The organism is Bordetella saccharivorans, assembly GCF_045862855.1.
In the GTDB taxonomy this organism is placed as follows: Bacteria; Pseudomonadota; Gammaproteobacteria; order Burkholderiales; family Burkholderiaceae_B; genus Bordetella_A; species Bordetella_A petrii_F.
In genome coordinates this window covers 1,786,008-1,812,179 of the sequence record NZ_BAAFZO010000001.1, presented here as the reverse complement: position 1 = coordinate 1,812,179, position 26,172 = coordinate 1,786,008, and the positions used below count along the sequence as shown (strand labels likewise).

Annotated in this window: 21 protein-coding genes; 17 read left to right on the top strand and 4 right to left on the bottom strand. The window is 67.8% G+C overall.

Annotated elements, in window-relative coordinates:
• Nucleotides 1-54: 54 nt before the first annotated feature.
• From ACKTT0_RS08660 to ACKTT0_RS08615, 10 genes are all read left to right on the top strand, one after another.
• Nucleotides 55-3,798 carry a nitrate reductase subunit alpha gene (locus ACKTT0_RS08660; RefSeq protein ID WP_407849533.1) on the top strand — a complete coding sequence of 1,248 codons (3,744 nt, stop codon included), beginning with the start codon at nucleotides 55-57 and terminating at the stop codon, nucleotides 3,796-3,798.
• Nucleotides 3,795-5,360, top strand: coding sequence for a nitrate reductase subunit beta (gene narH, locus ACKTT0_RS08655; protein ID WP_407849532.1), 1,566 nt, complete (start codon nucleotides 3,795-3,797; stop codon nucleotides 5,358-5,360). The genes ACKTT0_RS08660 and narH overlap by 4 nt, the downstream gene beginning before the upstream one ends.
• Before the next feature lie 16 nt (nucleotides 5,361-5,376).
• Complete coding sequence (gene narJ / locus ACKTT0_RS08650) at nucleotides 5,377-6,021, top strand: nitrate reductase molybdenum cofactor assembly chaperone (RefSeq protein ID WP_407849531.1); 645 nt, start codon at nucleotides 5,377-5,379, stop codon at nucleotides 6,019-6,021.
• Between the two features lie 18 nt (nucleotides 6,022-6,039).
• The gene (gene narI / locus ACKTT0_RS08645) at nucleotides 6,040-6,723 is read left to right on the top strand and encodes a respiratory nitrate reductase subunit gamma (RefSeq protein WP_407849530.1); all 684 of its coding nucleotides are present in this window, start codon (nucleotides 6,040-6,042) and stop codon (nucleotides 6,721-6,723) included.
• Nucleotides 6,724-6,768: 45 nt separating this feature from the next.
• Nucleotides 6,769-7,515, top strand: a complete 747-nt coding sequence (locus ACKTT0_RS08640; protein WP_407849529.1) for a peptidylprolyl isomerase — start codon at nucleotides 6,769-6,771, stop codon at nucleotides 7,513-7,515.
• 11 nt (nucleotides 7,516-7,526) lie between these two features.
• Nucleotides 7,527-8,516: a GTP 3',8-cyclase MoaA gene (moaA, locus tag ACKTT0_RS08635; protein ID WP_407852397.1), complete on the top strand. Its 990-nt coding sequence runs from the start codon at nucleotides 7,527-7,529 to the stop codon at nucleotides 8,514-8,516.
• A 25-nt stretch (nucleotides 8,517-8,541) separates the two neighbouring features.
• Entirely contained in the window at nucleotides 8,542-9,195 is a 654-nt protein-coding gene (locus tag ACKTT0_RS08630; protein ID WP_407849528.1) for a carbonic anhydrase, read from the top strand.
• 84 nt (nucleotides 9,196-9,279) lie between these two features.
• The gene (locus ACKTT0_RS08625; protein ID WP_407849527.1) at nucleotides 9,280-11,217 is read left to right on the top strand and encodes a type IV pili methyl-accepting chemotaxis transducer N-terminal domain-containing protein; all 1,938 of its coding nucleotides are present in this window, start codon (nucleotides 9,280-9,282) and stop codon (nucleotides 11,215-11,217) included.
• 16 nt (nucleotides 11,218-11,233) lie between these two features.
• Nucleotides 11,234-11,896: a response regulator gene (locus ACKTT0_RS08620; RefSeq protein WP_407849526.1), complete on the top strand. Its 663-nt coding sequence runs from the start codon at nucleotides 11,234-11,236 to the stop codon at nucleotides 11,894-11,896.
• A gap of 30 nt (nucleotides 11,897-11,926) precedes the next feature.
• Nucleotides 11,927-13,690 (top strand): monovalent cation:proton antiporter-2 (CPA2) family protein, encoded by a 1,764-nt coding sequence (locus tag ACKTT0_RS08615; RefSeq protein WP_407849525.1) that lies wholly within the window; start codon nucleotides 11,927-11,929, stop codon nucleotides 13,688-13,690.
• 8 nt (nucleotides 13,691-13,698) lie between these two features.
• On the opposite strand, the gene ACKTT0_RS08610 is transcribed toward ACKTT0_RS08615, so the two are convergent.
• From ACKTT0_RS08610 to ACKTT0_RS08600, 3 genes are all read right to left on the bottom strand, one after another.
• Nucleotides 13,699-15,447, bottom strand: a complete 1,749-nt coding sequence (locus ACKTT0_RS08610; protein WP_407849524.1) for a bifunctional protein-serine/threonine kinase/phosphatase — start codon at nucleotides 15,445-15,447, stop codon at nucleotides 13,699-13,701.
• Nucleotides 15,448-15,455: 8 nt separating this feature from the next.
• Nucleotides 15,456-16,268: a formate/nitrite transporter family protein gene (locus tag ACKTT0_RS08605; protein ID WP_407849523.1), complete on the bottom strand. Its 813-nt coding sequence runs from the start codon at nucleotides 16,266-16,268 to the stop codon at nucleotides 15,456-15,458.
• Between the two features lie 300 nt (nucleotides 16,269-16,568).
• Entirely contained in the window at nucleotides 16,569-17,189 is a 621-nt protein-coding gene (locus tag ACKTT0_RS08600; RefSeq protein WP_407849522.1) for an NAD(P)H-dependent oxidoreductase, read from the bottom strand.
• Between the two features lie 118 nt (nucleotides 17,190-17,307).
• Here ACKTT0_RS08600 and ACKTT0_RS08595 point away from each other — a divergent pair, with 118 nt between their 5' ends.
• Nucleotides 17,308-17,904 carry a TetR/AcrR family transcriptional regulator gene (locus ACKTT0_RS08595; protein WP_407849521.1) on the top strand — a complete coding sequence of 199 codons (597 nt, stop codon included), beginning with the start codon at nucleotides 17,308-17,310 and terminating at the stop codon, nucleotides 17,902-17,904.
• Nucleotides 17,905-18,000: 96 nt separating this feature from the next.
• Nucleotides 18,001-19,014, top strand: a complete 1,014-nt coding sequence (locus ACKTT0_RS08590; RefSeq protein WP_407849520.1) for an alpha/beta fold hydrolase — start codon at nucleotides 18,001-18,003, stop codon at nucleotides 19,012-19,014.
• 72 nt (nucleotides 19,015-19,086) lie between these two features.
• Here the strand turns inward: ACKTT0_RS08590 and mnmE are convergent, their stop codons facing one another.
• Nucleotides 19,087-20,445 (bottom strand): tRNA uridine-5-carboxymethylaminomethyl(34) synthesis GTPase MnmE, encoded by a 1,359-nt coding sequence (mnmE, locus tag ACKTT0_RS08585; RefSeq protein ID WP_407849519.1) that lies wholly within the window; start codon nucleotides 20,443-20,445, stop codon nucleotides 19,087-19,089.
• A gap of 115 nt (nucleotides 20,446-20,560) precedes the next feature.
• Between mnmE and ACKTT0_RS08580 the strand changes: the two genes are divergently transcribed.
• From ACKTT0_RS08580 to ACKTT0_RS08560, 5 genes are read left to right on the top strand one after another with little or no spacing between them, the layout of a single operon-like run.
• Nucleotides 20,561-22,147, top strand: coding sequence for an ABC transporter substrate-binding protein (locus ACKTT0_RS08580; RefSeq protein WP_407849518.1), 1,587 nt, complete (start codon nucleotides 20,561-20,563; stop codon nucleotides 22,145-22,147).
• Nucleotides 22,148-22,165: 18 nt separating this feature from the next.
• Entirely contained in the window at nucleotides 22,166-23,140 is a 975-nt protein-coding gene (locus tag ACKTT0_RS08575; protein WP_407849517.1) for an ABC transporter permease, read from the top strand.
• Nucleotides 23,137-24,063: an ABC transporter permease gene (locus ACKTT0_RS08570; RefSeq protein WP_407849516.1), complete on the top strand. Its 927-nt coding sequence runs from the start codon at nucleotides 23,137-23,139 to the stop codon at nucleotides 24,061-24,063. Before ACKTT0_RS08575 ends, ACKTT0_RS08570 begins: the two co-directional genes overlap by 4 nt.
• An 11-nt stretch (nucleotides 24,064-24,074) precedes the next feature.
• Nucleotides 24,075-25,070: an ABC transporter ATP-binding protein gene (locus ACKTT0_RS08565; protein WP_407849515.1), complete on the top strand. Its 996-nt coding sequence runs from the start codon at nucleotides 24,075-24,077 to the stop codon at nucleotides 25,068-25,070.
• Nucleotides 25,070-26,140: an ABC transporter ATP-binding protein gene (locus ACKTT0_RS08560; RefSeq protein WP_407849514.1), complete on the top strand. Its 1,071-nt coding sequence runs from the start codon at nucleotides 25,070-25,072 to the stop codon at nucleotides 26,138-26,140. Before ACKTT0_RS08565 ends, ACKTT0_RS08560 begins: the two co-directional genes overlap by 1 nt.
• Nucleotides 26,141-26,172 lie beyond the last annotated feature (32 nt).

The following is a 26,172-nucleotide window of genomic DNA, read 5'->3' as shown; positions in this document are numbered from 1 at the left end:
CAATAGAGTAGTAACTGGTACACGCCGGCCTCATCGGCGTACACGGAGAACACAATGAGCCATTTCCTCGATCGACTGAAATTCATGTCGCGGGTGAAATCCACTTTCGCGGGCGGCCACGGTGAAGTGGTCAACGAAGACCGTACCTGGGAAAACGCCTACCGCAGCCGCTGGCAGCACGACAAGGTCGTGCGCTCCACGCACGGGGTCAACTGCACGGGTTCCTGCTCGTGGAAGGTCTACGTCAAGAACGGCCTGATCACCTGGGAAACCCAGCAGACCGACTACCCGCGCACCCGTCCCGACCTGCCCAACCACGAGCCGCGCGGCTGTCCGCGCGGCGCTTCGTATAGCTGGTACGTCTATTCGGCGCAGCGCGTCAAATACCCGATGATCCGCGGCCGCCTCATGGAGATGTGGCGCGAGGCGCGCAAGACCATGGATCCCATCGCGGCCTGGGAATCCATCAGCCAGGATCCGATCAAGGCCAGGCGCTACAAGTCGGTGCGCGGCCTGGGCGGCTTCGTGCGCGCCGACTGGGACACCGCCACCGAGATCATCGCGGCGGCCAATGCCTACACCATCAAGCGTTTCGGGCCCGATCGCCTGATTGGCTTCTCGCCCATCCCGGCCATGTCGATGGTCAGCTACGCGGCGGGGGCGCGCTACCTGAGCCTGCTCGGCGGCGCCTGCCTGAGCTTCTACGACTGGTACTGCGACCTGCCCCCGGCCAGCCCGCAGATCTGGGGCGAACAGACCGACGTGCCGGAATCGGCGGATTGGTACAACTCCACCTACCTGATCGTCTGGGGCTCCAATGTGCCGCAGACCCGCACGCCCGATGCGCACTTCTACACCGAAGTCCGCTACAAGGGCACCAAGACGGTGGCGGTGTCCAGCGACTTCGGCGAAATGGTCAAGTTCGGCGATATCTGGCTGGCGCCCAAGCAGGGTACCGATGCCGCGCTGGCGCTGGCCATGGGCCATGTCATCCTGAAAGAGTTCCACCACGCCGGCGCGTCGGATTACTTCCGCGACTATGCCAAGCGCTACACCGACATGCCGATGCTGGTGCAGTTGAGCGAGCGCGACGGCTGCCTGGTGCCCGACCATTTCTTGCGCGCCTCGCAGCTGGACGACGCGCTCGGCCAGCACAACAACCCCGACTGGAAGACGCTGCTCGTCGATGCGCAGACCGGCGAGCTGGTCGTGCCCAACGGCAGCATCGGCTTTCGCTGGGGCGAGGCCGCGGTCGACGCAGGCGCCAAGGCGGGCCGCTGGAACCTCGAGCCCCATGATGGCGGCAGCGGCCGCAAGGTGGACCCCGCCCTGTCGCTGATCGACCGCCATGATGCCGTGGTCGGCGTGGGCTTCCCCTACTTCGGCGGCGAGCACGGCAGCGTGCTGGTGCGCAACGTGCCCGTGCGGTACATCACGCTGGCCGACGGCAGCCAGGCCTGCGTGGCTACCGTGTACGACCTGCAGATGGCCAGTTACGGCGTCGACCGCGGGCTGGGCGGCGCCAATGTGGCCGCGTCCTACGACGACGACGTTCCGTATACCCCGGCCTGGCAGGAAAAGCACACTTCGGTGCCCCGCAACCTGGTCATCCAGGTGGCGCGCGAATTCGCCCAGAACGCCCACGACACCCAGGGCAAGTCGATGGTCATCGTGGGAGCGGCGCTGAATCACTGGTACCACATGGACATGACCTACCGCGGCATCATCAATCTGCTGATGATGTGCGGCTGCGTAGGCAAGAGCGGCGGCGGCTGGGCTCATTATGTAGGCCAGGAAAAGCTGCGGCCGCAATTCGGCTGGGCGCCGCTGGCGTTCGCCACCGACTGGTCGCGTCCGCCGCGCCACATGAACGGCACGTCGTTTTTCTATGCGCACACCAGCCAGTGGCGCCATGAAAAGCTGCCGGTCGGCGACATCCTGGGGCCTACCGCGGACGCGGCGCGCTACGCCGGGCTCAGCATGATCGACCTGAACGCCAAGTCCGAACGCATGGGCTGGCTGCCCTCGGCCCCCCAGCTGCAGACCAACCCCCTGGAGGTCACGGCGCAGGCCGAGGCGGCCGGCGAGGATCCGGTCGCGTATGCGGCCGCGCGCCTGAAGCGCGGCGAGCTGCAGATGAGTTGCGACGACCCGGATGATCCCGCCAATTTCCCGCGCAACATGTTCGTCTGGCGGTCCAACATCCTGGGTTCGAGCGGCAAGGGCCACGAGTACTTCCTGAAGTACTTGCTGGGCACGCAGAACGCCGTGTTCGGCGACGAGGCCGACGCCATCAAGCCAGCGCAGGTGCGATATCGCGAAGAAGCGGCGGAAGGCAAGCTCGACCTGCTGACCGTGCTGGATTTCCGCATGAGCACGACCTGCCTGTACGGCGATATCGTGCTGCCCACGGCTACCTGGTACGAAAAGGACGACCTGAACACCTCGGACATGCACCCGTTCATCCATCCGCTGTCCGAAGCGGTCCAGCCCCTGTGGGAAAGCAAGACCGACTGGGAAATCTACAAGCTCATCGCGCGCAAGTTCAGCGAGATCGGCGGGCCCTACCTGGGCAAGCGCAAGGACCTGGTGCTGACGCCGCTGTTGCACGATACCCCGGGAGAGCTGGGGCAGGCCTTCGAGCCGAAGGACTGGAAACTGGGCGAATGCGACCTGGTGCCGGGCAAGACCGCGCCCGCCATGACGGTGGTCGAGCGCGACTACAACGACATCTACCGCAAGTTCACGTCGGTCGGGCCGCTGCTGGACAAGCTGGGCAATGGCGGCAAGGGCATCACCTGGGACACCGAGCATGAGGTGCAGGAGCTGGCGGGATTCAACCGCCGTGTCGAGGAGCCCGGCATCAGCGAAGGGCGGCCGCGCCTGGAGACGGCCATCGACGCCGCGGAGATGATCCTGACCTTCGCTCCGGAAACCAACGGGCACGTCTCGGTCAAGGCTTGGCAAGCGCTGGGTAAGATCACCGGACGCGACCACACCCACCTGGCGGTAGGTCGCGAGCATGACAAGATCCGCTTCCGCGACATCCAGGTGCAGCCGCGCAAGATCATCTCGGCGCCGACCTGGTCCGGCCTGGAAAGCGAGGAGGTCAGCTACAACGCCGGCTACACCAACGTGCATGAGCTGATTCCATGGCGCACGCTGACCGGCCGCCAGCAGTTCTACCAGGACCACCGCTGGATGCTCGATTTCGGCGAAGGCTTCTGCGCCTACAAGCCGCCCATCGACACGCGCACCGTGGCGCCGATGCTGGGCCGTTATCCGAACGGCGAACATGAACTGGTGCTGAACTGGATCACGCCGCACCAGAAATGGGGTATTCACAGCACCTATTCGGACAACCTGCGCATGCTGACGCTCAGCCGCGGCGGCCCCCACGTCTGGGTATCCGAGGTCGAGGCCAAGCAGGCCGGGCTGGTCGACAACGATTGGGTCGAGGTGTTCAACGTGAATGGCACGCTGACGGCGCGCGTGGTGGTCAGCCAGCGCGTGCCGGTCGGCATGTGCCTGATGTACCACGCCCAGGAAAAGATCATCAACGTGCCGGGCGCCGAGACCAGCGGCATGCGTGGCGGCATCCACAACTCGGTGACGCGCGCCGTGCTCAAGCCTACCCACATGATCGGCGGCTACGCGCAGCAGGCCTATGGCTTCAACTACTACGGCACGGTCGGCAGCAACCGCGACGAGTACGTGGTGGTGCGCAAGATGAAGAAAGTGGATTGGATGGAAGGCCCGCTGGGCCACCAGCAGCTCGAGGAAGGAAGCGCAAAATGAAAATCCGTGCCCAAGTCGGTATGGTGCTGAACCTGGACAAGTGCATCGGCTGCCATACCTGCTCCGTGACCTGCAAGAACGTGTGGACCAGCCGCGACGGCGTCGAGTATGCGTGGTTCAACAATGTCGAAACCAAGCCGGGCATCGGCTACCCCAAGGAATGGGAGAACCAGTCGCGCTGGAACGGCGGCTGGACGCGCAACGCCGCCGGCAGGCTCGAGCCGCGCCAGGGCGGCAAGCTGAAGATCCTGGCCAACTTGTTCGCCAATCCCAACCTGCCGGCCATCGACGACTACTACGAACCGTTCACCTACGACTACGAGCACTTGCAGCAGGCCAGGCTGAGCCAGACGCCGCCCACCGCGCGCCCTGTATCCGTGCTGACCGGCAAGAAGATGGAGAAGATCCATTGGGGCCCGAACTGGGAAGACGACCTGGGCGGCGAGTTCAGTTCGCGCAGCCGCGATGCGTTGTTCGAAGGCGTGCAGAAGGAGATGTACTCGACGTTCGAGAACACCTTCATGATGTACCTGCCGCGCTTGTGCGAACACTGCCTGAACCCGGCCTGCGTGGCCAGTTGCCCGTCGGGCTCGATCTACAAGCGCGAGGACGACGGCATCGTGCTGGTCGACCAGGACAAATGCCGCGGCTGGCGCATGTGCATCTCGGGATGCCCCTACAAGAAGGTGTACTACAACTGGCAGAGCGGCAAGGCCGAGAAGTGCACGTTCTGTTTCCCCCGCATCGAGGCCGGCCAGCCGACCGTGTGCTCCGAAACCTGCGTGGGCCGCATCCGCTACCTGGGGGTGCTGCTGTACGACGCCGACCGCATCGACAGCGCCGCCGCCACGGCGGATGAGCGCGGCCTGTACCAGGCGCAGCTCGACCTGTTTCTCGACCCGAATTCGCCCGACGTCATCGCCGAAGCGCGCCGGCAGGGCATTCCGGAGTCCTGGCTCGAGGCGGCGCGCCATTCGCCGGTCTACAAAATGGCCTGCGAGTGGAAGATTGCCTTTCCGCTGCATCCTGAGTACCGCACCCTGCCGATGGTCTGGTACATCCCGCCGCTGTCGCCGATCCAGTCGGCGGCCGAGGCGGGCAACATGCCGCACAAGACCGTGGGCAAGACGGCGGTGATCCCGGATGTATCGAGCCTGCGCATTCCCATGCGCTACCTGGCCAACCTGCTGACGGCCGGCGATGAGACGCCGGTGCGCCAGGCGCTCGAGCGCCTGCTGGCCATGCGCGCGTACCAGCGCGCCGAGGCCGTGCACGGCGACCGCGATGACGGCATCCTGGACGATGTCGGGCTGGACCGGGCCACCGTGCGCGACATGTATCGCATCCTGGCGATCGCCAACTATGAAGACCGCTTCGTCGTGCCGTCCAGCCACAAGGAAATGGTCGAGGACAGCTTCAACGACAAGGGCAGTTGCGGGTTCACCTTCGGCAATGGTTGCTCGGGCGGTACGTCCGAGGGCGCGCTGTTCGGCAAGAAGCCGCAGGGCAGCGAGATATTCATCGAGATGCCCAAGTCGCGCAAGAAATCAGCCCTGGCTTGAGCATGGAGCATCCGACATGAGCCTTTACCGAATTCTTTCCGCATTGCTGGCCTACCCCGAGCAGGATCTCGTCGATGCCCTGCTCGAGATCGACGACCGGCTGGATGCCTATCCCGAGGCGCAGGACCAGCTCTCGCCGTTGACGGACTACCTCAAGACACACGGCCTGATCGAGCTGCAGGAGAACTACGTCGCGACATTCGATCGCAACCCGTCGCATTCGCTGCACTTGTTCGAACACGTGCACGGCGAAAGCCGCGACCGCGGCCAGGCCATGGTGGACCTGCTGCAGGAATACCGGCGCCACGGTTTCGAGCCTGGCGCAGCCGAGCTGCCCGATTACGTGCCGCTGTTCCTGGAACTGCTCGGGCTGATCGATGCCCGCCAGGCCGGGCAGCTGCTCGACGAAGCGATCCACGTGCTGGCCGCGATCGGCGCCAGGCTGGCGCGCCATGGCAGCCCGTACTCGACGATCTTCGCCGTGCTGCGCGGCATGACGGACGTGGTGCCGCTTGAACAGACCGAGCCTCCCGTGCGCGACATGGACGAGGCCATGGAAGCCTACGGAGTGGGCGCCGACGGCGTCGAGCCGCTACTGCCGCACGCATCGGCCGGCACGCATGTCGTGCATTTCCACCCGCGCACGCGCAGCGCCCACTAATCGCCCGGGAGACCGTCCGTGAATACCGTCCATCAGTTCCTATTCGGCATCTATCCTTATATTGCGCTCAGCGTTTTCCTGTTCGGCAGCCTGGCCCGGTTCGAGCGCGAGCAGTACACCTGGAAGAGCGACAGCTCGCAGCTGTTGTATCGCGGCTCGCTGCGGCTGGGCAATATCCTGTTCCACGTGGGCATCCTGGGCCTGTTCTTCGGGCACCTGGTGGGCCTGCTTACGCCGGTCGTGGTGTGGGACACGCTGGGGGTTTCGCACACCGTCAAGCAGGCCGTGGCCATGATTGCCGGCGGCGTCATGGGGACCATATGCCTGGCGGGGCTGCTCATCCTGTTGTACCGGCGCCTGACCCATCCGCGCATCGCGCGGGTGACGCGGCCCGGCGACAAGCTGCTGCTGCTGTGGCTGCTGGCCACGCTGCTGCTGGGCCTGTCGACCATCGTCGTGTCGGCCGGCCACATGGATGGCCACATGATGGTGCTGTTGATGACCTGGGCCCAGCACATCGTCACGTTCCGGGGCGATGCCGCCAGCTACATCGCCGACGCCCCGCTGCTGTTCAAGGCTCACCTGTTCATGGGATTGACCCTGTTCGTCATCTTCCCGTTCACGCGGCTGGTGCACGTCTGGAGCGGCTTCGCCTCGCTGGGCTACCTGGGCCGTGCCTGGCAATTGGTGCGCCCGCGTTGAACCGCCGCGCCGCCGGCCCGCCGGCGGCGCGGCATGGAGAGCAATATGCCTGTCATCGTCAACGGCGTCGAACTCACCGATGCCGAACTAGAACGAGAACTGCCTCATCATGCCGACGCGGACAACCCGCAGCGGCGCGCCATTACCGCATTGGTGCTGCGCCGCGTGCTGCTGGACGAGGCGCGGCGGCTGGGGCTGGCCGGCGAGGACGAAGAAAGCACGATCGATGCCCTGCTCCGTACCCAGGCCAGCGTGCCCGAGCCCGATGCCGCCGCCTGCCGCCGCCACTACGACACCCACCCTGGCCAGTTCTCGGCGGGCGAGCTGGTGGAGGCCGACCACATCCTGTTCCAGGTGACGCCGAACGTCGATCTCGACCGCCTGCGCGCGCGGGCGGAAGCGGTCCTGCAGGAAGTCCTGGCCGAGCCCGGGCGCTTCGGCGAACGGGCCCGGGCCCTGTCGAACTGCCCATCTGCCGCCGTCGGCGGCAACCTGGGGCAGCTGGCGCGCGGCGACACCGTGCCGGAATTCGAGCGCGCCGTCTTCGGCATGCCGGCCGGCACCATCCTGCCGCGGCTGGTGGAGACCCGCCACGGGCTGCACATCGTGCGCGTCAGGCGCTACGTTCCCGGGCGCCCGTTGCCGTATCCGCAGGTGGCGGGCCGCATCGCGCTGGCCCTCGGCGCGGCCAGCCGCGATACGGCATGGCGCCAGTACCTGCGCCTGCTGGTGGGGCGCGCCCGTATCGAAGGCATCGAACTCGAAGGCGCCGACGGCGCGCTGATGCAGTGAGCCAGGCCGCCATGGACGTGCCCGCCACTCTCGTCGATGGTTTCCAGCGCCGCATCGATTACCTGCGCGTATCGGTGACCGACCGCTGCGACCTGCGCTGCTTCTACTGCCTGCCCGCCGACTTCAAGGGTTTCGACGTGCCTGCGCGCTGGCTCAGCCATGCCGAGATGGCGCGGCTGGTCGGCGTATTTACCGGCCTGGGCGTGCGCAAGCTGCGCCTGACCGGCGGCGAGCCGCTCACGCGCGGCGGCCTGGCGGACCTGGCGCGCGCGGTGGCGGCGCTGCCGGGGCTGGCCGACCTGTCCTTGTCGACCAACGGCACTCGCCTGGCGCGTCACGCTGCCGCGCTGCGCGCCGCGGGCGTGCAGCGGCTGAACGTCAGCCTGGACACCCTGGACGCCGCGGCCTATGCCCGCATTACCGGACGCGACTGCCTGGCCGATGTCCTGCGCGGGCTGGAGGCGGCCCGCGCCGCCGGCTTTGCGCCTATCAAGCTCAATGCCGTGGTGCCGGCCGGCACGCCCATGGCCGGGCCCGAGCGCCTGCTGGCCTACGCCGCCGAACGACAGTTCATCCTGCGCCTGATCGAACCCATGCCAGTGGGCGATACCGGCCGGCGCACGCGCGGCATGGACTTGTCCCGGCTTGGCGCACGCCTGGCGGCCCGCCATGGCCTGGTGCCGCTGTTGCAGGCGCCGGGCGCGGGCCCGGCGCGCTACTGGAGCGCCGACGGCCGGCAGGCCACGCTGGGCGTCATCACGCCGATCTCGCAGCACTTCTGCGCCGCCTGCAACCGGGTGCGCCTGGGAGCCGACGGCACCTTGTATCCGTGCCTCGGGGACGAGGCCAGCGTGCCGTTGGGCGCATTGCTGCGCCAGAGCGCCAGCGACGCCGAGCTGGCCAGGGCCATTGTCGCCGCCGTGGCTGGCAAGCCTGAAAAACACGATTTCAATGCGCGGCCCGAGCGCATCGTCCGGTTCATGGCGCAGACCGGAGGCTAGCGCGTTCAACAGAGGAGCTTCACTGATGGAGCCCGCCACCCACACTCATGACCTGGAACGCTTCATCAATGGCTTCCAGCGATTCCATCAACAGTATTTCGACGATTCCCCCGCATTGTTCCGCGGCTTGCGCCGGGGGCAATGCCCGCGCACCCTGCTGATCGGCTGCTGCGATTCGCGCGTCGACCCGGCTCTGCTGCTGGGCTGCGATCCCGGCGACATTTTCACGGTGCGCAACGTCGCCAACCTGGTGCCGCTGTCCGGGAGCGACGGCGGCCAGCAGGGCGTCCTGGCGGCCATCCAGTTCGCCGTGGAGCAACTGCACGTGGGGCGCATCATCGTGCTGGGCCACAGCCAGTGCGGGGGCATCCGCGCGCTGATGGAACAGCGCCTGGGTCACGAAGGCGCCGAAGACTACATCGGACGCTGGGTCAATATCGCCGAGCCGGCCCGTGCACGCGTCATGCGGCAGTTGCCGCATGCCAGCGAGGCCGAGCAGCGGCGCGCCTGCGAACAGGCGTCCATACTTATTTCATTGGGCAACCTCGAAGCGTTCGGACCCGTCAAGCGCCGCATGGAACAAGATGCCATCGGCCTGCATGGCTGGTATTTCGACCTGGACGCGGGCACATTGCTGGCGTATTCGCCGCGCGCCGACGCCTTTCTGCCAATGGTCTGACCTCCTGCCCGGCGCAGGCCGGCGGACGGCTTTCGCACCATGAAAAAAGCTACACTGAAGGAGTCCACTCGTTGGCATCGCGCCATGACTGCTTCTGAATTTCCCGTCGGACCGGACGGCCTGCCCACCCTGCGGGACCGCTTGCCCACCCGCATTATCGCCAGTTCGCTGTTTGCCCTGGCCGTGGTGCTGAGCATGGTGGCCTGGACGCTCTGGTTGTCGTGGGGCCTGGAAGGCGCCGGCGCCGCCATCAACGACACCGGCAGCCTGCGCATGATGGCCAATCGCGTCAGTGTCGAACTGATGCAGCCGGGCCCCGACCGCGCCGAACGCGTCGACGCCATCGTGCAGGCGCAGGACGATACCCTGGCCCTGCTGGCGCGCGGCAACCCGTCGCGACCGCTGTTCCTGCCGGCCGACCCCGACATCCGCGATCAGCTGGGCACCGTCACGCGATTCTGGAACGACACCTTGAAGCCCGCCGCGGCGCGGGCGCAGCGGGATGACGACATGACCGCCTACCTGGCCGCCATGCCGGTCTTCGTGGCCGAGGCCGACAAGCTGGTGCGCATGATCGAGCTCGACAACGCCGACAAGACCGCCTCGCTGCGCCTGTCCCAGGGGGTGCTGGCCGGCATCGGCAGCGTGGGCACGGTGGCGATGATCTACCTGCTGTATTTATGGATCATCTCGCCGGTGCTGCGGCTGCGCGATGGGCTGCAGCGCATGACCGCCGGCGAATTCAGCACCCGCCTGCCGGTCGAGACGCGCGACGAGTTCGGCCTGCTGGCCCAGGGGTTCAACCTGATGGCCGACAAGCTGGAAACTCTCTATCGCGACCTGGAAGACCGGGTGCGGCAGAAAACCGCCGAGCTGGAGGCGCAGAACCGCGACATCGGCGCCCTGTACGACATGGCGGCGTTCCTGAACCAGCCCAATAGTATCGAAGCCATGTGCCGGGGTTTCCTGCAGCGCGTGATGCGCCAGTTCGGCGCCGAGGGGGGCAGCGTGCGCGCGCTGGACACTTCCGACGAGCGCCTGAGCATACTGGTGGCGGAAGGCCTGTCGGCCGAGCTGGCCGAAGCCGAGCGCTGCATGCGGGCCGATGGCTGTTATTGCGGGGTGGCGACGCAGCAGGGCATGCAGGTCATCCGCGACCTGCGCGGCGTCGCGCCGGCTTCCGGCGCCCTGCATTGCGCCAACGAAGGCTTCGTCAGCCTGGCCGTATTCCGTATCGTCGCCCGCGACGAGGTGCTGGGCTCGTTCTCGCTGCATTTCCGCCGCGAGCGGCAGGTTTCCGTGGCCGAAACCCAGTTGCTCGAGACGCTCGGGCAGCACCTGGGCGTGGCGCTGGAGAACCGCCGCCTGGACGCCAAGGCGCGGCAACTGGCGGTGGTGCGCGAGCGCAACCTGATGGCCCAGGGGCTGCACGACAGCATCGCGCAGGGCCTGAACTTCCTCAAGCTGCAACTGCAGCTGCTGGATGACGCCGTGGCGCGCGGCGACCAGGCCGACCTGCGGGAGATCGTGCCGCTGCTGCGCACCGGCGTCGAGGAAAGCTACCAGGACGTGCGCGAATTGCTGGTGAACTTCCGCACCAAGCTGGACCAGGGCGAATTGCCCGATGCCATCGAAGAAGCCGTGCTGCGGTTCCAGCGCCAGACCGGCATCGAGGTGGAGCTGGATGCCGAGTACGGCAATGATAGGCCCCTGGCTCCCGAGCAGCAGTTGCAGGTGCTGTTCATCCTGCAGGAGGCTTTGTCCAATGTGCGCAAGCATGCTCAGGCGAGCCACGTGCGGGTGTCGCTGCGCAACGACCGGGATTTCGAAATGGAGGTGGCCGACGACGGCGTCGGGTACGATCCGGAGGAAGTCGGGCAGCGGGGAGAATCCCACATCGGCCTGCACATCATGCGCGAGCGAGCCGCGCGGCTCAACGCTGTGATAAAACTGACGTCCCGGCCGGGCGCCGGCGCCACCGTGCGGCTGGTACTGCCGCGTACCGAGCGCCGGGCGGCTTGAAAGCTTCCGCTATTCCATGGCCATACGCATTCTGCTCATCGACGATCACAGCCTGTTCCGTTCGGGCGTGCGGCTGCTGCTGCAGCGGCAGCCCGACTTCCAGGTGGTGGCCGAGGCCTCCGACGGCCTGGAAGGCGTCAAGCGCGCCAAGGAGTTCCTGCCGGACGTCATCCTGCTCGACCTCAACATGCCGGGCCTGTCCGGCCTGGAAACCTTGCAGTTGCTGGTGCAGGACGTGCCGGGCAGCGCCGTGGTGATCCTGACCGTTTCCGAAGAGGCGGACGAGCTGAGCCAGGCCCTGCGCGACGGGGCCAGCGGCTACCTGGTCAAGAACATCGACGCCGATGCGCTGACGGCGGCGATCCGCCGCGCCGCCAGCGGCGAACCGGTCATTGCCGACAACATGACGGCCAAGCTGGTCGACCGGTTTCGCGAGCAGGCCGCCCAGGGCGGCGGCGCGGCGGCGGGCGGCGAACGCACCCGCCTGACCGCCCGCGAGCGGGAAATCGTCCAATGCCTGGCGCATGGCGCCAGCAACAAGGTCATTGCCCGGCAGCTCGACATTGCCGAAAGCACGGTCAAGATCCACGTCCAGAATATCCTGAAGAAACTCAACCTGACCAGCCGGGTGCAAGTCGCCGTGTACGCCGTCGAGCACGGGCTGGTCGCCGACGATTAACCCGGCGGCGCCGGGACACCAGGGGAAAACATGGCGGTAGAGGCCGGCGCGGGCGAATTGTCCAAAGTCGTGGTGTTGCTGGGCGCGGCCGTGGTGGCCGTGCCCCTGTTCCGGCGCCTGGGGCTGGGATCGGTATTGGGCTACCTGGCCGCCGGCCTGGTCATCGGGCCGTTCGGCCTGGGCCTGTTCCGCGACCCACAGGCCATTCTGCACACCGCCGAGCTGGGCGTGGTGATGTTCCTGTTCATCATCGGCCTGGAAATGCGGCCCTCGCACCTGTGGGACCTGCGCGGCGAGATCTTCGGCCTGGGCAGCCTGCAGGTGCTGCTGTGCGGGCTGCTGCTGACCGGCGTGGGCATGGCGTTCGGTTTTTCGCTGGCGGTATCGTTCGTCAGCGCCATGGGTTTTGTGTTGACCTCCACCGCCATCGTCATGCAGGTGCTGGGCGAGCGCGGCGACATGGCCACGCCGCGCGGGCAGAAGATTGTCTCCATCCTGTTGCTGGAGGACTTGCTGATCGTGCCGTTGCTGGCCATCGTGGCGTTCATCGCTCCGCAGGGCGGCCAGCATGAAACCGCCTCGGCGGCGGCCCGCTGGCTGGATGTCGCCACCGGCATGGGCGCCGTGGCGGCCCTGGTGGTGGCCGGCATCTGGCTGCTGAATCCGCTGTTCCGGCTGCTGGCGCGGGCCAAGGCGCGCGAAGTCATGACCGCCGCCGCCTTGCTGGTCGTGCTGGGCGCCGCGCTGCTGATGCAATGGGGCGGCCTGTCGATGGCCATGGGGGCATTCCTGGCCGGGGTGCTGCTGTCCGAATCGACCTTCCGCCACCAGCTGGAGGCCGACATCGAGCCGTTCCGGGGGCTGTTGCTGGGCCTGTTCTTCTTGAGCGTGGGCATGTCGCTGGACCTGACAGTGGTGACCCGCAATGCGCCGCTGATCGTGGCCGGGGTGCTGGCCATGATGGCGGTGAAAGCGCTGTGCATCTACGGCACGGCCCGGCTGGCCAGGAGTTCGCCGGCCGAGGCCCTGGATCGCGCCGTGCTGATGGCGCAGGGCGGCGAGTTCGCGTTCGTGCTGTTTTCGGCCGCGCTGGCCAATGGCGTCATCGACCCGGCCGTCAATGCCAACATGACCGCCATCGTGGTGCTGTCGATGGCGCTTACGCCGCTGGCCGTCATTGCGCACAAGCGCTGGGCGCCGCGCGCCGGCGCGTCGGCCGAGGGCCTGGAGACGCCCCAGGACCAGGTGGGCCGCGCCCTGGTGATCGGCTTCGGCCGCGTCGGCCAGATCGCCAGCCAGCACATGCTGGCGCTGGGCGCCGAGATCACCATCATCGACAATGACCCGGAGATGATCCGCAGCGCCGCCGAGTTCGGCTTCAAGGTCTATTACGGCGACGGCACGCGCACCGACGTGCTGCATGCCGCCGGGGCCAAGCATGCCCAGGCGATCCTGGTGTGCGCCAACGGCACGACCACGGTCACGCAGATGGTCGAGCGCATCAAGGCCGTCTGCCCGCATTCGAAAGTGCTGGCGCGCGCGTTCGATCGCGAGCACGCCCTGGCGCTGCACAAGGCCGATGTCGATTACCAGGTCCGCGAGACCTTCGAATCGGCCATGATGCTGGGCCGCCAGGCCACGCTGGCCCTGGGCGCCACGCCGGAGGCGTCCGACGAGATCGCCGACGACATCCGCCGCCGCGACGCCGAGCGCTTCCAGCTGGAGGTCACCGGTGGCCTGTTCGCCGGCCGCGCATTGCTGCTGAACAACCAGTCCGCCGAGCGCAGGCAGTAAGCCGGGCGTTAACGCAGGGCCAGCAGCGCGATGAGCAGCGCCGCCAGCACCAGGCACAACCCTTTCCAGAAGGCCACCGGATGGCGCTCCAGCAGGGACGGGCGTTCACCCAGGTGGGCGCTGGCCTGCGGGTGGCGCAGCGCGTAGGTGAATTCGGACAGCTCCTGGTAGCGCGCCTCGGGGTCGGGGTGTACGGCCTTGGCGAGCACTTTGTCGACCCAGGCCGGAATGGCGCGCGTTTCGTCCAGCGCCGAGGTGTAGCGCAGCCGGCGCTGCGCGGCGCGGGTGGCCGCCCTTGCCGCCTCGGCGCCGTATGGCAGGCGGCCGGTCAGCATCTGGTAGGCGAGCACGCCCAGCGAGTAGATGTCGGAACGCGTGGAGCCGGGCTCGCCCAGGAAATACTCGGGTGCCGCATAGGGCGCCGCGCCCGGCACCTGCGGCGCCGGGCCGGCCAGGGCGATTTCGGCGATGCCGGCCACGCGCGCGGCGCCGAAGTCGATGATGCGGGCCGTGCCCGCGGCATCGATCAGGATATTGTGCGGCTGCAGGTCCTGGTGCAGGATTTCCTGGCGGTGAAAAGCTTGCAGGCCCCGGGCCACCTGCTCGATGATCGCCGCCACGTCTTCAAGCGCGGGTGCGGGATGGGCCCGCATCCAGCACGCCAGCGTGCGGCCTTGCAGGAATTCGCTGACGGTGTACAGATAACGGCGCGGCCGCCCGTTTATCCACGGCTTGACGACGTGGCGGCTGTCGATGCGCCGCGCGATCCATTCCTCCATCAGCAGACGCTCCAGGTAGGCGGGGTCGTGCCGCAAGTCGAGCGAAGGAATCTTGATGGCCACCGCGGCGCCGGTTTCGCCGTCGATGGCGCGATAGACGTGGCTGCGGCTGCTGGCGTGCAGCTCCTCCACGATGCGATAGCCGTCCAGTTCGTCGCCGGCTTGCAATAGCGGCGGGCAAGGCAAGGCGGCCGCCTGTCGGCCGAGCTCGCCGGTATCCGGGCCGGGCAGCGATTCGACCCGCACGATCTGCACGGTCAGGTTGTCGTCGCTGCCGCAGGCATAGGCCAGGTCGACCAGCGATTCGGCCGCGCGGTCCAGGTCGGCGGCGTGCGTGGCGATGGCTTCGACCACCGACGCCGCGTCGACGTGCTCGTAGACGCCGTCGGTGGCCAATATGAATACGTCGCCGGCCTCCAGCCGGCGGGTGTGATAGTCGATTTCCAGGTGCGGCGACAGGCCCAGCGCGCGGCTGAGGTAGCTTTTGTCGCGCGAGACCCAGAGCCGGTGGTCTTCGGTCAGTTGCTCCAGCGTCGCGCCGCGCAGCCTGAAGATGCGCGCGTCGCCGACGTGCAGGATGTGCGCCGTGGTCGATTTCAGGATCAGCACGCTCATCGCGCACACGTAGCCGCGATCCTGGTCATGGCGGTACCGGCTCTGGCGCGTCTGCGCATGCAGCCAGGCGTTGGCGGCGCTCAGCACGCGCTGCGCGGATTTCCGCACCGGCCAGGTCTCGGGCGTGCAGTAGTAGTCCTCCAGGAAGCTGGCGACCGCCGTTTCGCTGGCGATGTGGCTGACGTCGCTGCTGCTGATGCCGTCGGCCAGCGCGATGGCGATGCCCTTGACGTCCAGCGGCGGCGCTTGCGGCGCGCACAGGCCGAAGAAATCCTGGTTGATCGCCTTGCGCCCGCGGTCGGAATACTGTCCCACGGCGACCGCGAGCGCGCCGGCCGCGGGACGGTGCGCGGGCCTGTCCATCGGCCCGGTCAGTTGAAGCGGCGCTTGGGCGCGGTCTTCATGTGCGTGGTATAGAGCGTCAGGCCGGTCAGCGAGATGCCGCCGACCAGGTTGCCCAGCACCACCGGGATCTCGTTCCACACCAGGTAGTCCATGATGGAGAAGTTGCCGCCCATGATCAGCGCCGACGGGAACAGGAACATGTTGACCACCGAATGTTCGAAACCCATGAAGAAGAACAGCATGATCGGCATCCACATGGCGATGACCTTGCCGCTGACCGTGGTGGAGATCATCGCGCCCACCACGCCCAGCGATACCATCCAGTTGCACAGCACGCCGCGGATGAAAATGGTGAGCATGCCGGCCGCGCCATACTCCTTGTAGCCCAGCGTGCGGTTCTCGCCGATGTGCGAGATCACCTCGCCGACCTTGCCGGGCGGGATCGAAAAGCCATAGGTGAACACGATGGCCATCAGCAGCGCCACCGTGAGCGCGCCCAGGAAGTTGCCGACGAACACGAGGCCCCAGTGCTTCAGGATGGCACGCCACGTCACGCCGGGCCGCCGCTCCATCCAGGCCAGCGGGGTCAGCATGAAGACGCCGGTGAGCAGGTCGAAGCCCATCAGGTACAGGATGCAGAAACCCACCGGGAAAAGCGCCGCGCCCAGGATGGGCGAGCCGGTCTGCACATTGACGGTCACCGCGAACACCGCGGCAATCGCCAGGATCGCCCCGGCCATGTAGGCGCGGATCAAAGTGTCGCGGGTGGCCATGTAGATTTTCGATTCGCCCGCGTCCACCATCTTGGTGACGAATTCGGAAGGAACTAGGTAGGACATGTCGGCTGCCTGTATCGGGAAGAAGGAAGAGAATCCCGTTGCGGCAAGCAAAGCGGCGCCCTGACCGGGAAGGTCAAAGGCGCCGTTGCCTGGGACTGCACGCGTTGTGTGCCGAACGGAGTTCGTCAGCCAGGATCAAGCAACATGCATGCCAGGCGCGGGCGCGGACATGAGGAGCCGGCGGGCCATGGGCACGCGCCGGCCGGCCGCCGCCGCCTTGGGAGCTCGCGCGCGGCGCGGCGGTTCGCCAGGTTGGTGCATGGCGGCCGCCGCGGGGCGCCGGCGCACCGCCATGGGGCATCAGGCGGCCCGGGCCGCCTCCAGGCGCGGCGCGCGCGCCGCCACCTGCCTGCCCAGGGTGCGCGCCGTCGCCAGCAGCGCCGACGCGTCGGGTTGGTGCGAGTCCACCAGCAGCTCGGAACGGATGACCGGCGCGCCGCAGTAATCGAAAATGCCATGGTCGATCTGGGTCCTCATGGCGCCGAAATAGCCGTGCCGGGCATAAGTGCGCAGGTCCGCGCCGCCGATGGCCGCCAGGTACACCGGCAGGTGCTGCAGCTTCTTCACGATGCCGCCGCCGGGCGGTTCGTCATACGCCCAGCCGCTGGCGAAGACACGGTCGATCCAGCCCTTGAGCAGGCCGGGCATCGACCACCAGTACACCGGATACACCAGCACCAGTGCATCGGCGCGATCGATGCGCGCCTGCTCGGCGGCGACGTCGGGCGGCGTGGCGGCCCCTTCCCGGTAGTGGGCGACATCGCCCGCGCCGAAGCGCGGATCGAAGCCCTCCGCGGCCAGGTCGGCCAGTTCGGTGCTGTGGTGGGCGCCGGCTTCGGCGATGCCCGCGGCGATTTCGGCGGCCACCGCGTGCGTGCGCGAGGTCGGGTTGGGATGCGAGACGACGATGAGGGTATGCATAAGGGGCTCCGTGGAAGGCCGCCGGCGGGCAGCATAATATACTTTTAGTAAGTTACCTATGGTAGGTTACTGTCGGTATATAGTTCAGTCAAGCCCCTGTTTCCATGAATCGCTGCCCATGACCGCAATCCCGCCGCGCCGCCGGCTTTCCCGCGACGAACGCCACCAGCAGTTGCTGGACACCGCCTGGCAACTGATCGGCGACGAGGGTAGCGAAGCCCTGAGCCTGGGCCGGCTGGCCGAGCGCTCGGGGGTGACCAAGCCGGTCGTCTATGACCACTTCGGTACCCGCATGGGCTTGCTGGTGGCGCTGTACAAAGCGTTCGACGCGCGCCAGAACGCCCTGATGGACGCGGCGCTGCAGGCCTGCCCGCCGGTGCTGGAAGAAGTCGCCGGCGTCATCGCCGCGTCATATGTGGAATGCGTGCTGCGTCAGGGCCGCGAGATCCCGGGCGTGATCGCGGCGCTGGCGGGGTCGCCCGAACTGGAAGCCGTCAAGCGCGAGTACGAGCTCGCCTTCATCGAGAAATGCCGGCTGGTGCTGGCGCCGCACGCGCCCGGGGGCAAGCTGCCGGCCGCCGGGCTGTGGGGCATGCTGGGCGCTGCCAACGGCTTGTCCAACGCGGCGGCGCAGGGGCAGATATCGGCCCGCCAGGCCGAGCACGAACTGCGCGCCATCATCGTCGCCATGGTCGGGCGCGGCCGCTCCCGGTAGCGGGCCTGGCCGGCGGGCGCAGCGTGGCGGCGCGCCCGAACCATCGGACCGGGGCGATGTCAGACCCGCTCGGTTCGCAAACATAAAGAGGTTCGCATGTACAGATTCGCTCTCGCCGCTTCGGCGCTGCTGCTGGCCGCCGGCGCCCACGCCCAGGCCCGCGTGCCCGACTACGGGCCGATGCTCGAACGCTTCGACTACCCCTACAAGGTCGGCCACTTCAAGCTGGAATCGCAGGGGCAGGCGCTGTCCATGGCTTACATGGACATCCGGCCCGAGAAGCCCAATGGCCGCACCGTGGTGCTGCTGCACGGCAAGAATTTCTGCGGCGCCACCTGGGAAGGCACGATCCGCGCCCTGTCGCGCGACGGCTACCGCGTGGTTGCGCCCGACCAGATCGGTTTCTGCAAATCCAGCAAGCCGGCCGGGTACCAGTACAGCTTCCACCAGCTGGCGGCCAACACGCACGCCCTGTTGCAGACGCTGGGCATCGAGCGCGCCACCGTGATGGGGCATTCCATGGGCGGCATGCTGGCCACCCGCTACGCGCTGATGTACCCGGACCAGGTGGATGCCCTGGTGATGGTCAACCCCATCGGCCTGGAAGACTGGAAGGCCAAGGGCGTGCCGTATCGCACGGTGGACGAATGGTACGCGCGCGAGCTGAAGACCAGCTTCGAGGGCATCAAGAAATACCAGCAGAACACCTACTACGCCGGCACCTGGAAGCCGGCCTACGACCGCTGGGTGGCAATGGCCGCCGGCATGTACCAGGGGCCGGGCCGCGAACAAGTGGCCTGGAGCCAGGCGCTGACCTACGACATGCTGTACACCCAGCCGGTGGTGCACGAGTTCGGGCAACTGCGCGTGCCGACCCTGCTGCTGATCGGCGAGCAGGACAACACCGCGCCGGGCAAGGACGCCGCGCCGCCGGAAGTGGCCGCGACGCTGGGCAACTATGCGGCGCTGGGGCCGGCGACCGCCAAGGCGATCCCGGGGGCGCGGCTGGTGCGCTTTCCGGAGCTGGGGCATTCGCCGCAGATACAGGATCCCGAGCGGTTCCATGAAGCCCTGGCGCGGGGGCTGCGAGCGATGCTGGGGGCGGGGTAGTTTTCGCGGCGCCCGCGCCTGGCATGAGGGGACGGACACCGGTCGGGTGTCCGTCCCCTCGTCGCTTTCGGGCTATTTCCCGATGCAGAAACTGGAAAAAATCTCCCCCAGCAGATCATCGCTGGTGAAGCGCCCAGTAATGCTGCTCAGGCTGTCGTGCGCCAGCCGCAGTTCCTCGGCGAAGAGGTCCAGCACGCGGTCGTCCTGCGCCGCATGCTCGGTCGCCAGCGCCAGGTGCTGCGCCGCCTCCTGCAGCGCGCGCACGTGCCGCTCGCGCGCCAGCCAGGGCGATTCGGCGCCGGGGTTCCAGCCGGCCAGCGCCAGCAGGCGGGCGCGCAGTTCGTCCAGCCCCGCGCCTTCGCGCGCGGAAATCCCCAGTTGGCCGGCCTCCGCCACGAACGGCCGGTCCAGCAGGTCCACCTTGTTGAATACCGTCAGCAGCGGCGTGCGCGCCGGCAGCCGCGCCACGATCTGCGCGTCCAGTTCATCGCCCGGCTGGGTGGCGTCCTGCAGGTGCAGGATCACGTCGGCGCGCTCGATTTCCTTCCAGGTGCGGGCGATGCCGATGCTCTCGACCGTGTCCTCGGTCTCGCGCAGGCCGGCGGTGTCGACGATGTGCAGCGGCACGCCGTCGATGTGGATTTCCTGCACGACCTTGTCGCGGGTGGTGCCCGCGATGGGCGTGACGATGGCGACTTCGTCGCCGGCCAGGGCGTTGAGCAGGCTGGACTTGCCGACGTTGGGCCGGCCCGCCAGCACCACGTGCAGGCCTTCGCGCAGGATGACGCCCTGGCGCGCCTGGGCGATCAGCGCGTCGAGGTCGGCCGCCAGCGCCTGCAGGGTCGGCCGCGCCTGGTATTTTTCCAGGAAGTCGATTTCTTCCTCGGGGAAGTCGAGGGTGGCCTCGACCAGCATGCGCAGGTGCACGATGCGGTCGGACAATTCGTTGACCCGCGCGGAGAAGTCGCCGGACAGCGAGGCCATGGCGCCGCGCGCGGCGGCGACCGATGATGCATCAATCAAGTCGGCCACGGCTTCCGCCTGGGCCAGGTCCATGCGGTCGTTCAGGAAGGCGCGGCGGGTGAATTCGCCAGGCTCGGCCAGGCGCAGGCCGAGGTCGGCGCCGGCCTGCAGGCAGCGGTCCAGGATGCGCCGCAGCACAGCCGGACCGCCGTGGCCCTGCAGTTCCAGCACGTCTTCGCCGGTGTACGACTGCGGGGCGCGGAAATACAGCGCGATGCCTTCGTCCAGCCGCTCGCCGTCGTCGGCGGTGAACGGCAGGTAGTGGGCGTGGCGCGGCGCCAGGTCGCGGCCGAACAGGCGCCGCGCCAGGGCCGACAGGTCGGGGCCGGAGACGCGGACGACGCCGATGCCGCCGCGGCCCGGGGCGGTGGCGATGGCGGCGATGGGAACGGGCGTGGAAGGGGCCATGAGCTCGACGGAATCAGGACGGCAATAAGGGAATATAACTGTTGCGTGCCCGCGCATTTGCTGGTTAAGGTGTGCCGGCGGTCCAACCTGCAGCAACCAGACTCGGGAGAGCACCATGGCATCTCAGTGGTTACGTTTATTGGCTGGCGGCACGCTATCGACGGTCCTGGCGCTGGGCGCGCTGGCGCCCGCCGCGGCGCGCGACCTGGTCGTGGCGCTGAAGACCGAGCCCAGCTCGCTGGACCCGCAATACCATGCGCTGACGCCCAATACGCAGATCTCCCAGACCCTGTTCGACCCGCTGGTGCGCGCCGACGCGAAGCTGCAGCCGCAGCCGGCGCTGGCCGAATCCTGGACGGTGGACGGCAATGTCTGGACCTTCAAGCTGCGCCCGAACGTCAAGTTCTCGGACGGCACGCCATTCACGGCGGAAGACGTGGTATTCACCTACGACCGCATTCCCAAGGTGCCGAACAGCCCGTCGCCTTTCACGCTCTACCTGGGCTCGGTGGCCAAGGCTGAGGCGGTCGATCCGCTGACGCTGCGCATCACCACCAAGGCGCCGGCGCCGCTGCTGCTGATCAACTTGGCGCAATTGCCCATCCTCTCGAAGAAGGCGGCCTCGGGCCCCGCGCCGGAGGGCAAGACCACCACCGAGCTGAACAGCGGCGATGGCCTGGTCGGCACCGGCCCCTACAAGTTCGTGTCCTGGAAGCGCGGCGCCGAGCTGGTGTTCGCCCGCAACGAGCATTACTGGGGCAAGAAGCCGGACTGGGACAAGGTCATCTACCGCCCCATGTCGAACGCCGCCGGCCGGGTGGCCGCGTTGCTGGCGGGCGACGTGGACATGATCGAGGATCCTCCCACCGACGACCTGCCCAACCTGAAGAAGAACAAGGACCTGTTCGTCGAGGAAACGCCATCGGTGCGGGTGATGTACGTGGCCATGGACCAGCATGCCGAGCCCACGCCGGGCATTACGGGCCTGGACAAGAATCCCTTGAAGGACAAGCGCGTGCGCCAGGCGCTGTCGCTGGCCATCAATCGCGACGCCATCGTCGAGCGGGTGATGGGCGGGGTGGCCAAGGCCGCCGGCAATGCGCTGCCGTACCCGATGTTCGGCTCGTCCAAAGAACATGCCGAGGCGCCCAAGGCCGATCCCGACAAGGCCAAGGCGCTGCTGAAAGAGGCGGGCTATCCGGACGGGTTCGCGATCACGCTGGGCGCGCCTTCGGGCCGCTATGTGAACGACTCGAAGATCGCGCAGGCGGTGGCGTCGATGTGGTCGCGCATCGGCGTCAAGACCAGCGTGGAGGCCCTGGCGCCGCCGGTGTTCTTCAAGAAGCGCGACAGCTATGGCTTCAGCGCCTACATGGCGGGCTGGTCGGCGACCAGCGGCGAGATGTCGAACCCGCTGACTTCGCTGCTGATGACCCGCAACCCCGATGCGGGCGAAGGCACCACCAACCGCGGCCGCTATTCGAATCCGGAAATGGACAAGCTGGTGCGCGAAGCCGCCTCGACCATGGACGACGACCAGCGCGCCAAGCTGCTGCAGCAGGCCAGCAACCTGGCCATGGACGACTACGCCCTGCTGCCGCTGCATTTCGAGCTGTCGGTATGGGCCATGAAGAACGATATCCGCTACGAGGGCCGGCCCGACCAGACCACCCTGGTGCAATACGCGACCCTGAACAAATAGGGCCCGGGTAGCGCGGACGTGCTGGCCACCATCATCCGCAGGCTGCTGCAGACACTGGTCGTGATGCTGGTGATGTCGGCGCTCGTGTTCGCCGGCATCTACCTGGTGGGGGACCCGGTCTCGATGCTGGCCAGCCCGGAGGCCACCGACGCGCAGCGCGAGGCGATCCGCGTGTCGCTGGGGCTGGACAGACCCCTGTGGATGCAATACCTGGTGTTCATCGGCCACGCGGTGCAGGGCAACTTCGGCAACAGCTTCCTGACCGGCGAGCCGGCCATGCGCCTGATCCTGGAGCGCATGCCGGCCACGCTGGAACTGGCCACCGTGGCCATGTTGCTGTCGGTGCTGATCGGCGTGCCGCTCGGCATCCTGGCGGGCCTGCGGCCCAGGGCGGTGGGGTCGCGCGCGATCATGACGGGCTCGGTGCTGGGGTTCTCGCTGCCCAACTTCTGGGTGGGCCTGATGCTGATCATGCTGTTCGCGGTGACACTGGGCTGGCTGCCGGCCAGCGGCCGCGGCGCCACCGTGCCGGTGTTCGGCGTGCCGCTCAGCGTGCTGACGCTGGACGGCTGGGCCAGCCTGATCCTGCCTGCCTGTACCATCGCGCTGGCCAAGTGCGCCATGATCGTGCGGGTGACGCGCGCGGCCACGCGCGAGTCGCTGCCCATGGATTACATCAAGTTCGCGCGCGCCAAGGGGCTGCCGGAAAAGCGCGTGCTGGGCGTGCACCTGCTGAAGAACATCCTGATTCCCATCGTGACCGTGGCGGGGCTGGAATTCGGCCAGGTGGTCGCCTTCGCGGTGGTGACCGAAACCGTGTTCTCGTGGCCGGGCATGGGCAAGCTGCTGATCGACTCCATCATCAACCTGGACCGCCCGGTGGTGGTCGCGTACCTGATGCTGATCGTGTTCTTCCTGGTCATGCTCAACCTGGTGGTGGACATCATCTACACCGTGCTCGATCCACGGGTCCGCCTGGAGCGCCGCGCATGACTACACCCGCCACTCCCGCCGCCCCGTCGCCGGCGCGCGCCGCGCCCGTGGAGACGCCGCTGCGCCGCTTCCTGGCGGATTTCTGCGCCAGCAAGCTGGCGTTGCTGGGTGTGGCGCTGCTGCTGGTGACGGTGGGCGCGGCGTTGTTCGCGCCGTGGATTGCGCCGCAGAACCCGTTCGACATCGCCACGCTGGACATCCTTGATTCCAAGCTGCCGCCGGGCAGCGTCAGCGGCGACGGCAGCATGACCTACTGGCTGGGCACCGACGGGCAGGCGCGCGACGTGTTCTCGGCCATTCTCTACGGCATGCGGACCAGCCTGATGGTGGGCATGATCTCGGTGCTGGCGGCCTTCGCCATTGGCGCCACGGTGGGCTTGATCGCCGCGTATTTCGGCGGCAGGATCGACGCCTTCCTGATGCGCGCGGTGGATATCCAGTTGTCGTTCCCGGCCATCCTGGTGGCGCTGATCCTGCTGGCCATCCTGGGCAAGGGTGTGGACAAGGTGATCATCGCGCTGGTGGTGGTGCAGTGGGCGTACTTCGCGCGCGCCGCGCGCGGCGCGGCGCTGGTCGAGCGCGGCAAGGAGTATGTCGAGGCGGCGCGCTGCATGTCGCTGGGCTGGGGGCGGGTGCTGTTCCGCCATGTGCTGCCCAATTGCATGCCGCCCCTGATCGTGATCGCCACCATCGACCTGGCGCATGCCATCGCCCTGGAAGCCACGCTGTCGTTCCTGGGCGTGGGCGTGCCGGTGACCGAGCCGTCGCTGGGCATGCTGATCTCCAACGGCTTCGAATACCTGCTGTCCGGCCTGTACTGGATATCGTTCTTCCCCGGCATTGCGCTGGCCATGGCCATCGTCGCCATCAACCTGGTGGGCGACCACCTGCGCGATGTGCTGAACCCGCACAACGCGGCGTGACGGAACGCTTCATGGACCGACCCGACTCCGCCCCGGCCGCCGCCCCGCTCCTGCTCGAGGTGCGCGGGCTGAAGACCCATTTCTTCACCCGCGCCGGCGTGGTCAAGGCGGTCGACGGCGTGGACTTGGCGCTGCGTCCGGGCGAGATCCTGGGCCTGGTGGGCGAGTCGGGCTCGGGCAAGAGTATTACCGGGTTCTCGCTGCTGGGGCTGGTCGACGCGCCGGGGCGCGTGGTGGAAGGCGAGATCCGCCTCAATGGCGAGGACCTGCGGCAGGCCACGCCGCAGCGCTGGCGGGCGCTGCGGGGCAGCGATATCGCGATGATCTTCCAGGATCCGATGATGACGCTGAACCCGGTGCTGCGCGTCGACACCCAGATGATCGAGACCGTGCTGGCGCACCGCCGCGCCACGCGCGCCGAGGCGCGGGCGCGCGCGCTGGAAGTGCTGACCAAGGTCGGCATCCCGTCGCCGCAGGAGCGGCTGCGCGCTTATCCGCACCAGTTGTCCGGCGGCATGCGCCAGCGGGTGGCCATCGCCATCGCCTTGCTGAACGCGCCGCGGCTGATCATCGCCGACGAGCCCAGCACGGCGCTGGATGTGACCATCCAGGGCCAGATCCTGTACGAAATGCAGAAGCTGTGCCGCGAGACCGGCACCGGGCTGATCTGGATCACTCACGACCTGGCGGTGGTGGCCGGGCTGGCCGATCGGGTGGCGGTGATGTATGCCGGCCGGGTGGTGGAAACCGGGACGACGGCCGATGTGATCGGCCGTCCGCTGCATCCATACACGCACGGCCTGATCGCCTCGATTCCCACGCCGCGCACGCGGGGCCAGCCGCTGGACCCTATCCCTGGCATGACGCCGTCGCTGCTGAACCTGCCGCAAGGCTGCGCCTTCCGCACGCGCTGCGCGCGCGCCACCGAAGCCTGCTTGCAGGCGCCCGAGGCGGTCGAGCACCGCCCCGGCCATTGGGCCCGCTGCTGGCACGCAGGAGAACCGTAGTGCAGACCGCCGCGCCTGTTTCGCCGCCCCTGGCATCCCCGCAGGACGCTGCGCCGCCGATCCTGTCGCTGCGCCAGGTGGAGCAGCATTTCGTGCAGCCGGTCGACTTGGCCGGCCGTATCGCCAACCTGTTCGGCGCCGGCCTGAAGACGCTGGTGGTACAGGCGGTGGCCGGGGTCGACCTGGACGTGCGCGCGGGCGAAGTGATCGGCATTGTCGGCGAATCGGGCTGCGGCAAATCGACGCTGGGGCGGATGGTGTCCGGCATCTTGCCGCCCACCGGCGGGCAGGTGCATTTCAAGGGCAGGCCGGTGGCGCAACTGCCGGCCGCCGAGCGGCGCGCCTACGAACTGGGCGTGCAGATGATCTTCCAGGATCCCTACGCGTCGTTGAACCCGCGCATGCGGGTGCTGGACATCATCGGCGAGGCCCCGGTGGCGCACCGGCTGATCCGGCCGGGCGACAAGGCGGACTACGTGGCCGGCCTGATGCGCCAAGTCGGGCTGGACCCGGCATATGCCCAGCGCTATCCGCACCAGTTCTCGGGCGGGCAGCGGCAGCGCATCGGGATCGCCCGCGCCCTGGCGCTCAAGCCGTCGGTTATCGTGTGCGACGAGGCGGTGGCGGCGCTCGACGTGTCGATCCAGGCCCAGGTGCTGAACCTGTTCGCCGACCTGCGCCGCGAGCTGGACCTGACCTATCTGTTCATCAGCCACAACCTCAGCGTGGTGAGCCATATCTCGGACCGCGTGGCCATCATGTACCTGGGGCGCATCGTCGAGCTCGCCCCTGCGGAGGCGGTGTTCTCGCGCGCCAACCACCCATATACACAGGCGTTGCTGAAAGAGCTGCCCGACCTGCGGCCGGGGCGGCGCGATTACCGGCCGATCAAGGGTGAGCTGCCCTCGCCGCTGGCCCCGCCCACCGGTTGTGCCTTCCATCCGCGCTGCCCGCACGCCATGCCGCGCTGTTCGGTCGAGCGGCCGCTGCTGCGCGACATCGCGCCCGGCCATGCCAGCGCCTGCCACTTGAACGACCAGCCGGGCATGGGCGGCCCGCCTGCCGCGTAGCGGTGCGCGGGCGTCCCAGGTGTGCCAGGTGT

Coding starts and splice junctions, on each gene's coding strand:
- ACKTT0_RS08600 (WP_407849522.1), bottom strand. CDS start 17,189: ATGCATACCCTCATCGTCGTCTCGCATCCCAACCCGACCTCGCGCACG.
- ACKTT0_RS08620 (WP_407849526.1), top strand. CDS start 11,234: ATGGCCATACGCATTCTGCTCATCGACGATCACAGCCTGTTCCGTTCG.
- narH (WP_407849532.1), top strand. CDS start 3,795: ATGAAAATCCGTGCCCAAGTCGGTATGGTGCTGAACCTGGACAAGTGC.
- mnmE (WP_407849519.1), bottom strand. CDS start 20,445: ATGGCCCCTTCCACGCCCGTTCCCATCGCCGCCATCGCCACCGCCCCG.
- ACKTT0_RS08565 (WP_407849515.1), top strand. CDS start 24,075: ATGGACCGACCCGACTCCGCCCCGGCCGCCGCCCCGCTCCTGCTCGAG.
- ACKTT0_RS08590 (WP_407849520.1), top strand. CDS start 18,001: ATGTACAGATTCGCTCTCGCCGCTTCGGCGCTGCTGCTGGCCGCCGGC.
- ACKTT0_RS08595 (WP_407849521.1), top strand. CDS start 17,308: ATGACCGCAATCCCGCCGCGCCGCCGGCTTTCCCGCGACGAACGCCAC.
- ACKTT0_RS08580 (WP_407849518.1), top strand. CDS start 20,561: ATGGCATCTCAGTGGTTACGTTTATTGGCTGGCGGCACGCTATCGACG.
- ACKTT0_RS08640 (WP_407849529.1), top strand. CDS start 6,769: ATGCCTGTCATCGTCAACGGCGTCGAACTCACCGATGCCGAACTAGAA.
- ACKTT0_RS08660 (WP_407849533.1), top strand. CDS start 55: ATGAGCCATTTCCTCGATCGACTGAAATTCATGTCGCGGGTGAAATCC.
- ACKTT0_RS08630 (WP_407849528.1), top strand. CDS start 8,542: ATGGAGCCCGCCACCCACACTCATGACCTGGAACGCTTCATCAATGGC.
- ACKTT0_RS08615 (WP_407849525.1), top strand. CDS start 11,927: ATGGCGGTAGAGGCCGGCGCGGGCGAATTGTCCAAAGTCGTGGTGTTG.
- ACKTT0_RS08610 (WP_407849524.1), bottom strand. CDS start 15,447: ATGGACAGGCCCGCGCACCGTCCCGCGGCCGGCGCGCTCGCGGTCGCC.
- ACKTT0_RS08625 (WP_407849527.1), top strand. CDS start 9,280: ATGACTGCTTCTGAATTTCCCGTCGGACCGGACGGCCTGCCCACCCTG.
- ACKTT0_RS08605 (WP_407849523.1), bottom strand. CDS start 16,268: ATGTCCTACCTAGTTCCTTCCGAATTCGTCACCAAGATGGTGGACGCG.
- moaA (WP_407852397.1), top strand. CDS start 7,527: ATGGACGTGCCCGCCACTCTCGTCGATGGTTTCCAGCGCCGCATCGAT.
- narJ (WP_407849531.1), top strand. CDS start 5,377: ATGAGCCTTTACCGAATTCTTTCCGCATTGCTGGCCTACCCCGAGCAG.
- ACKTT0_RS08570 (WP_407849516.1), top strand. CDS start 23,137: ATGACTACACCCGCCACTCCCGCCGCCCCGTCGCCGGCGCGCGCCGCG.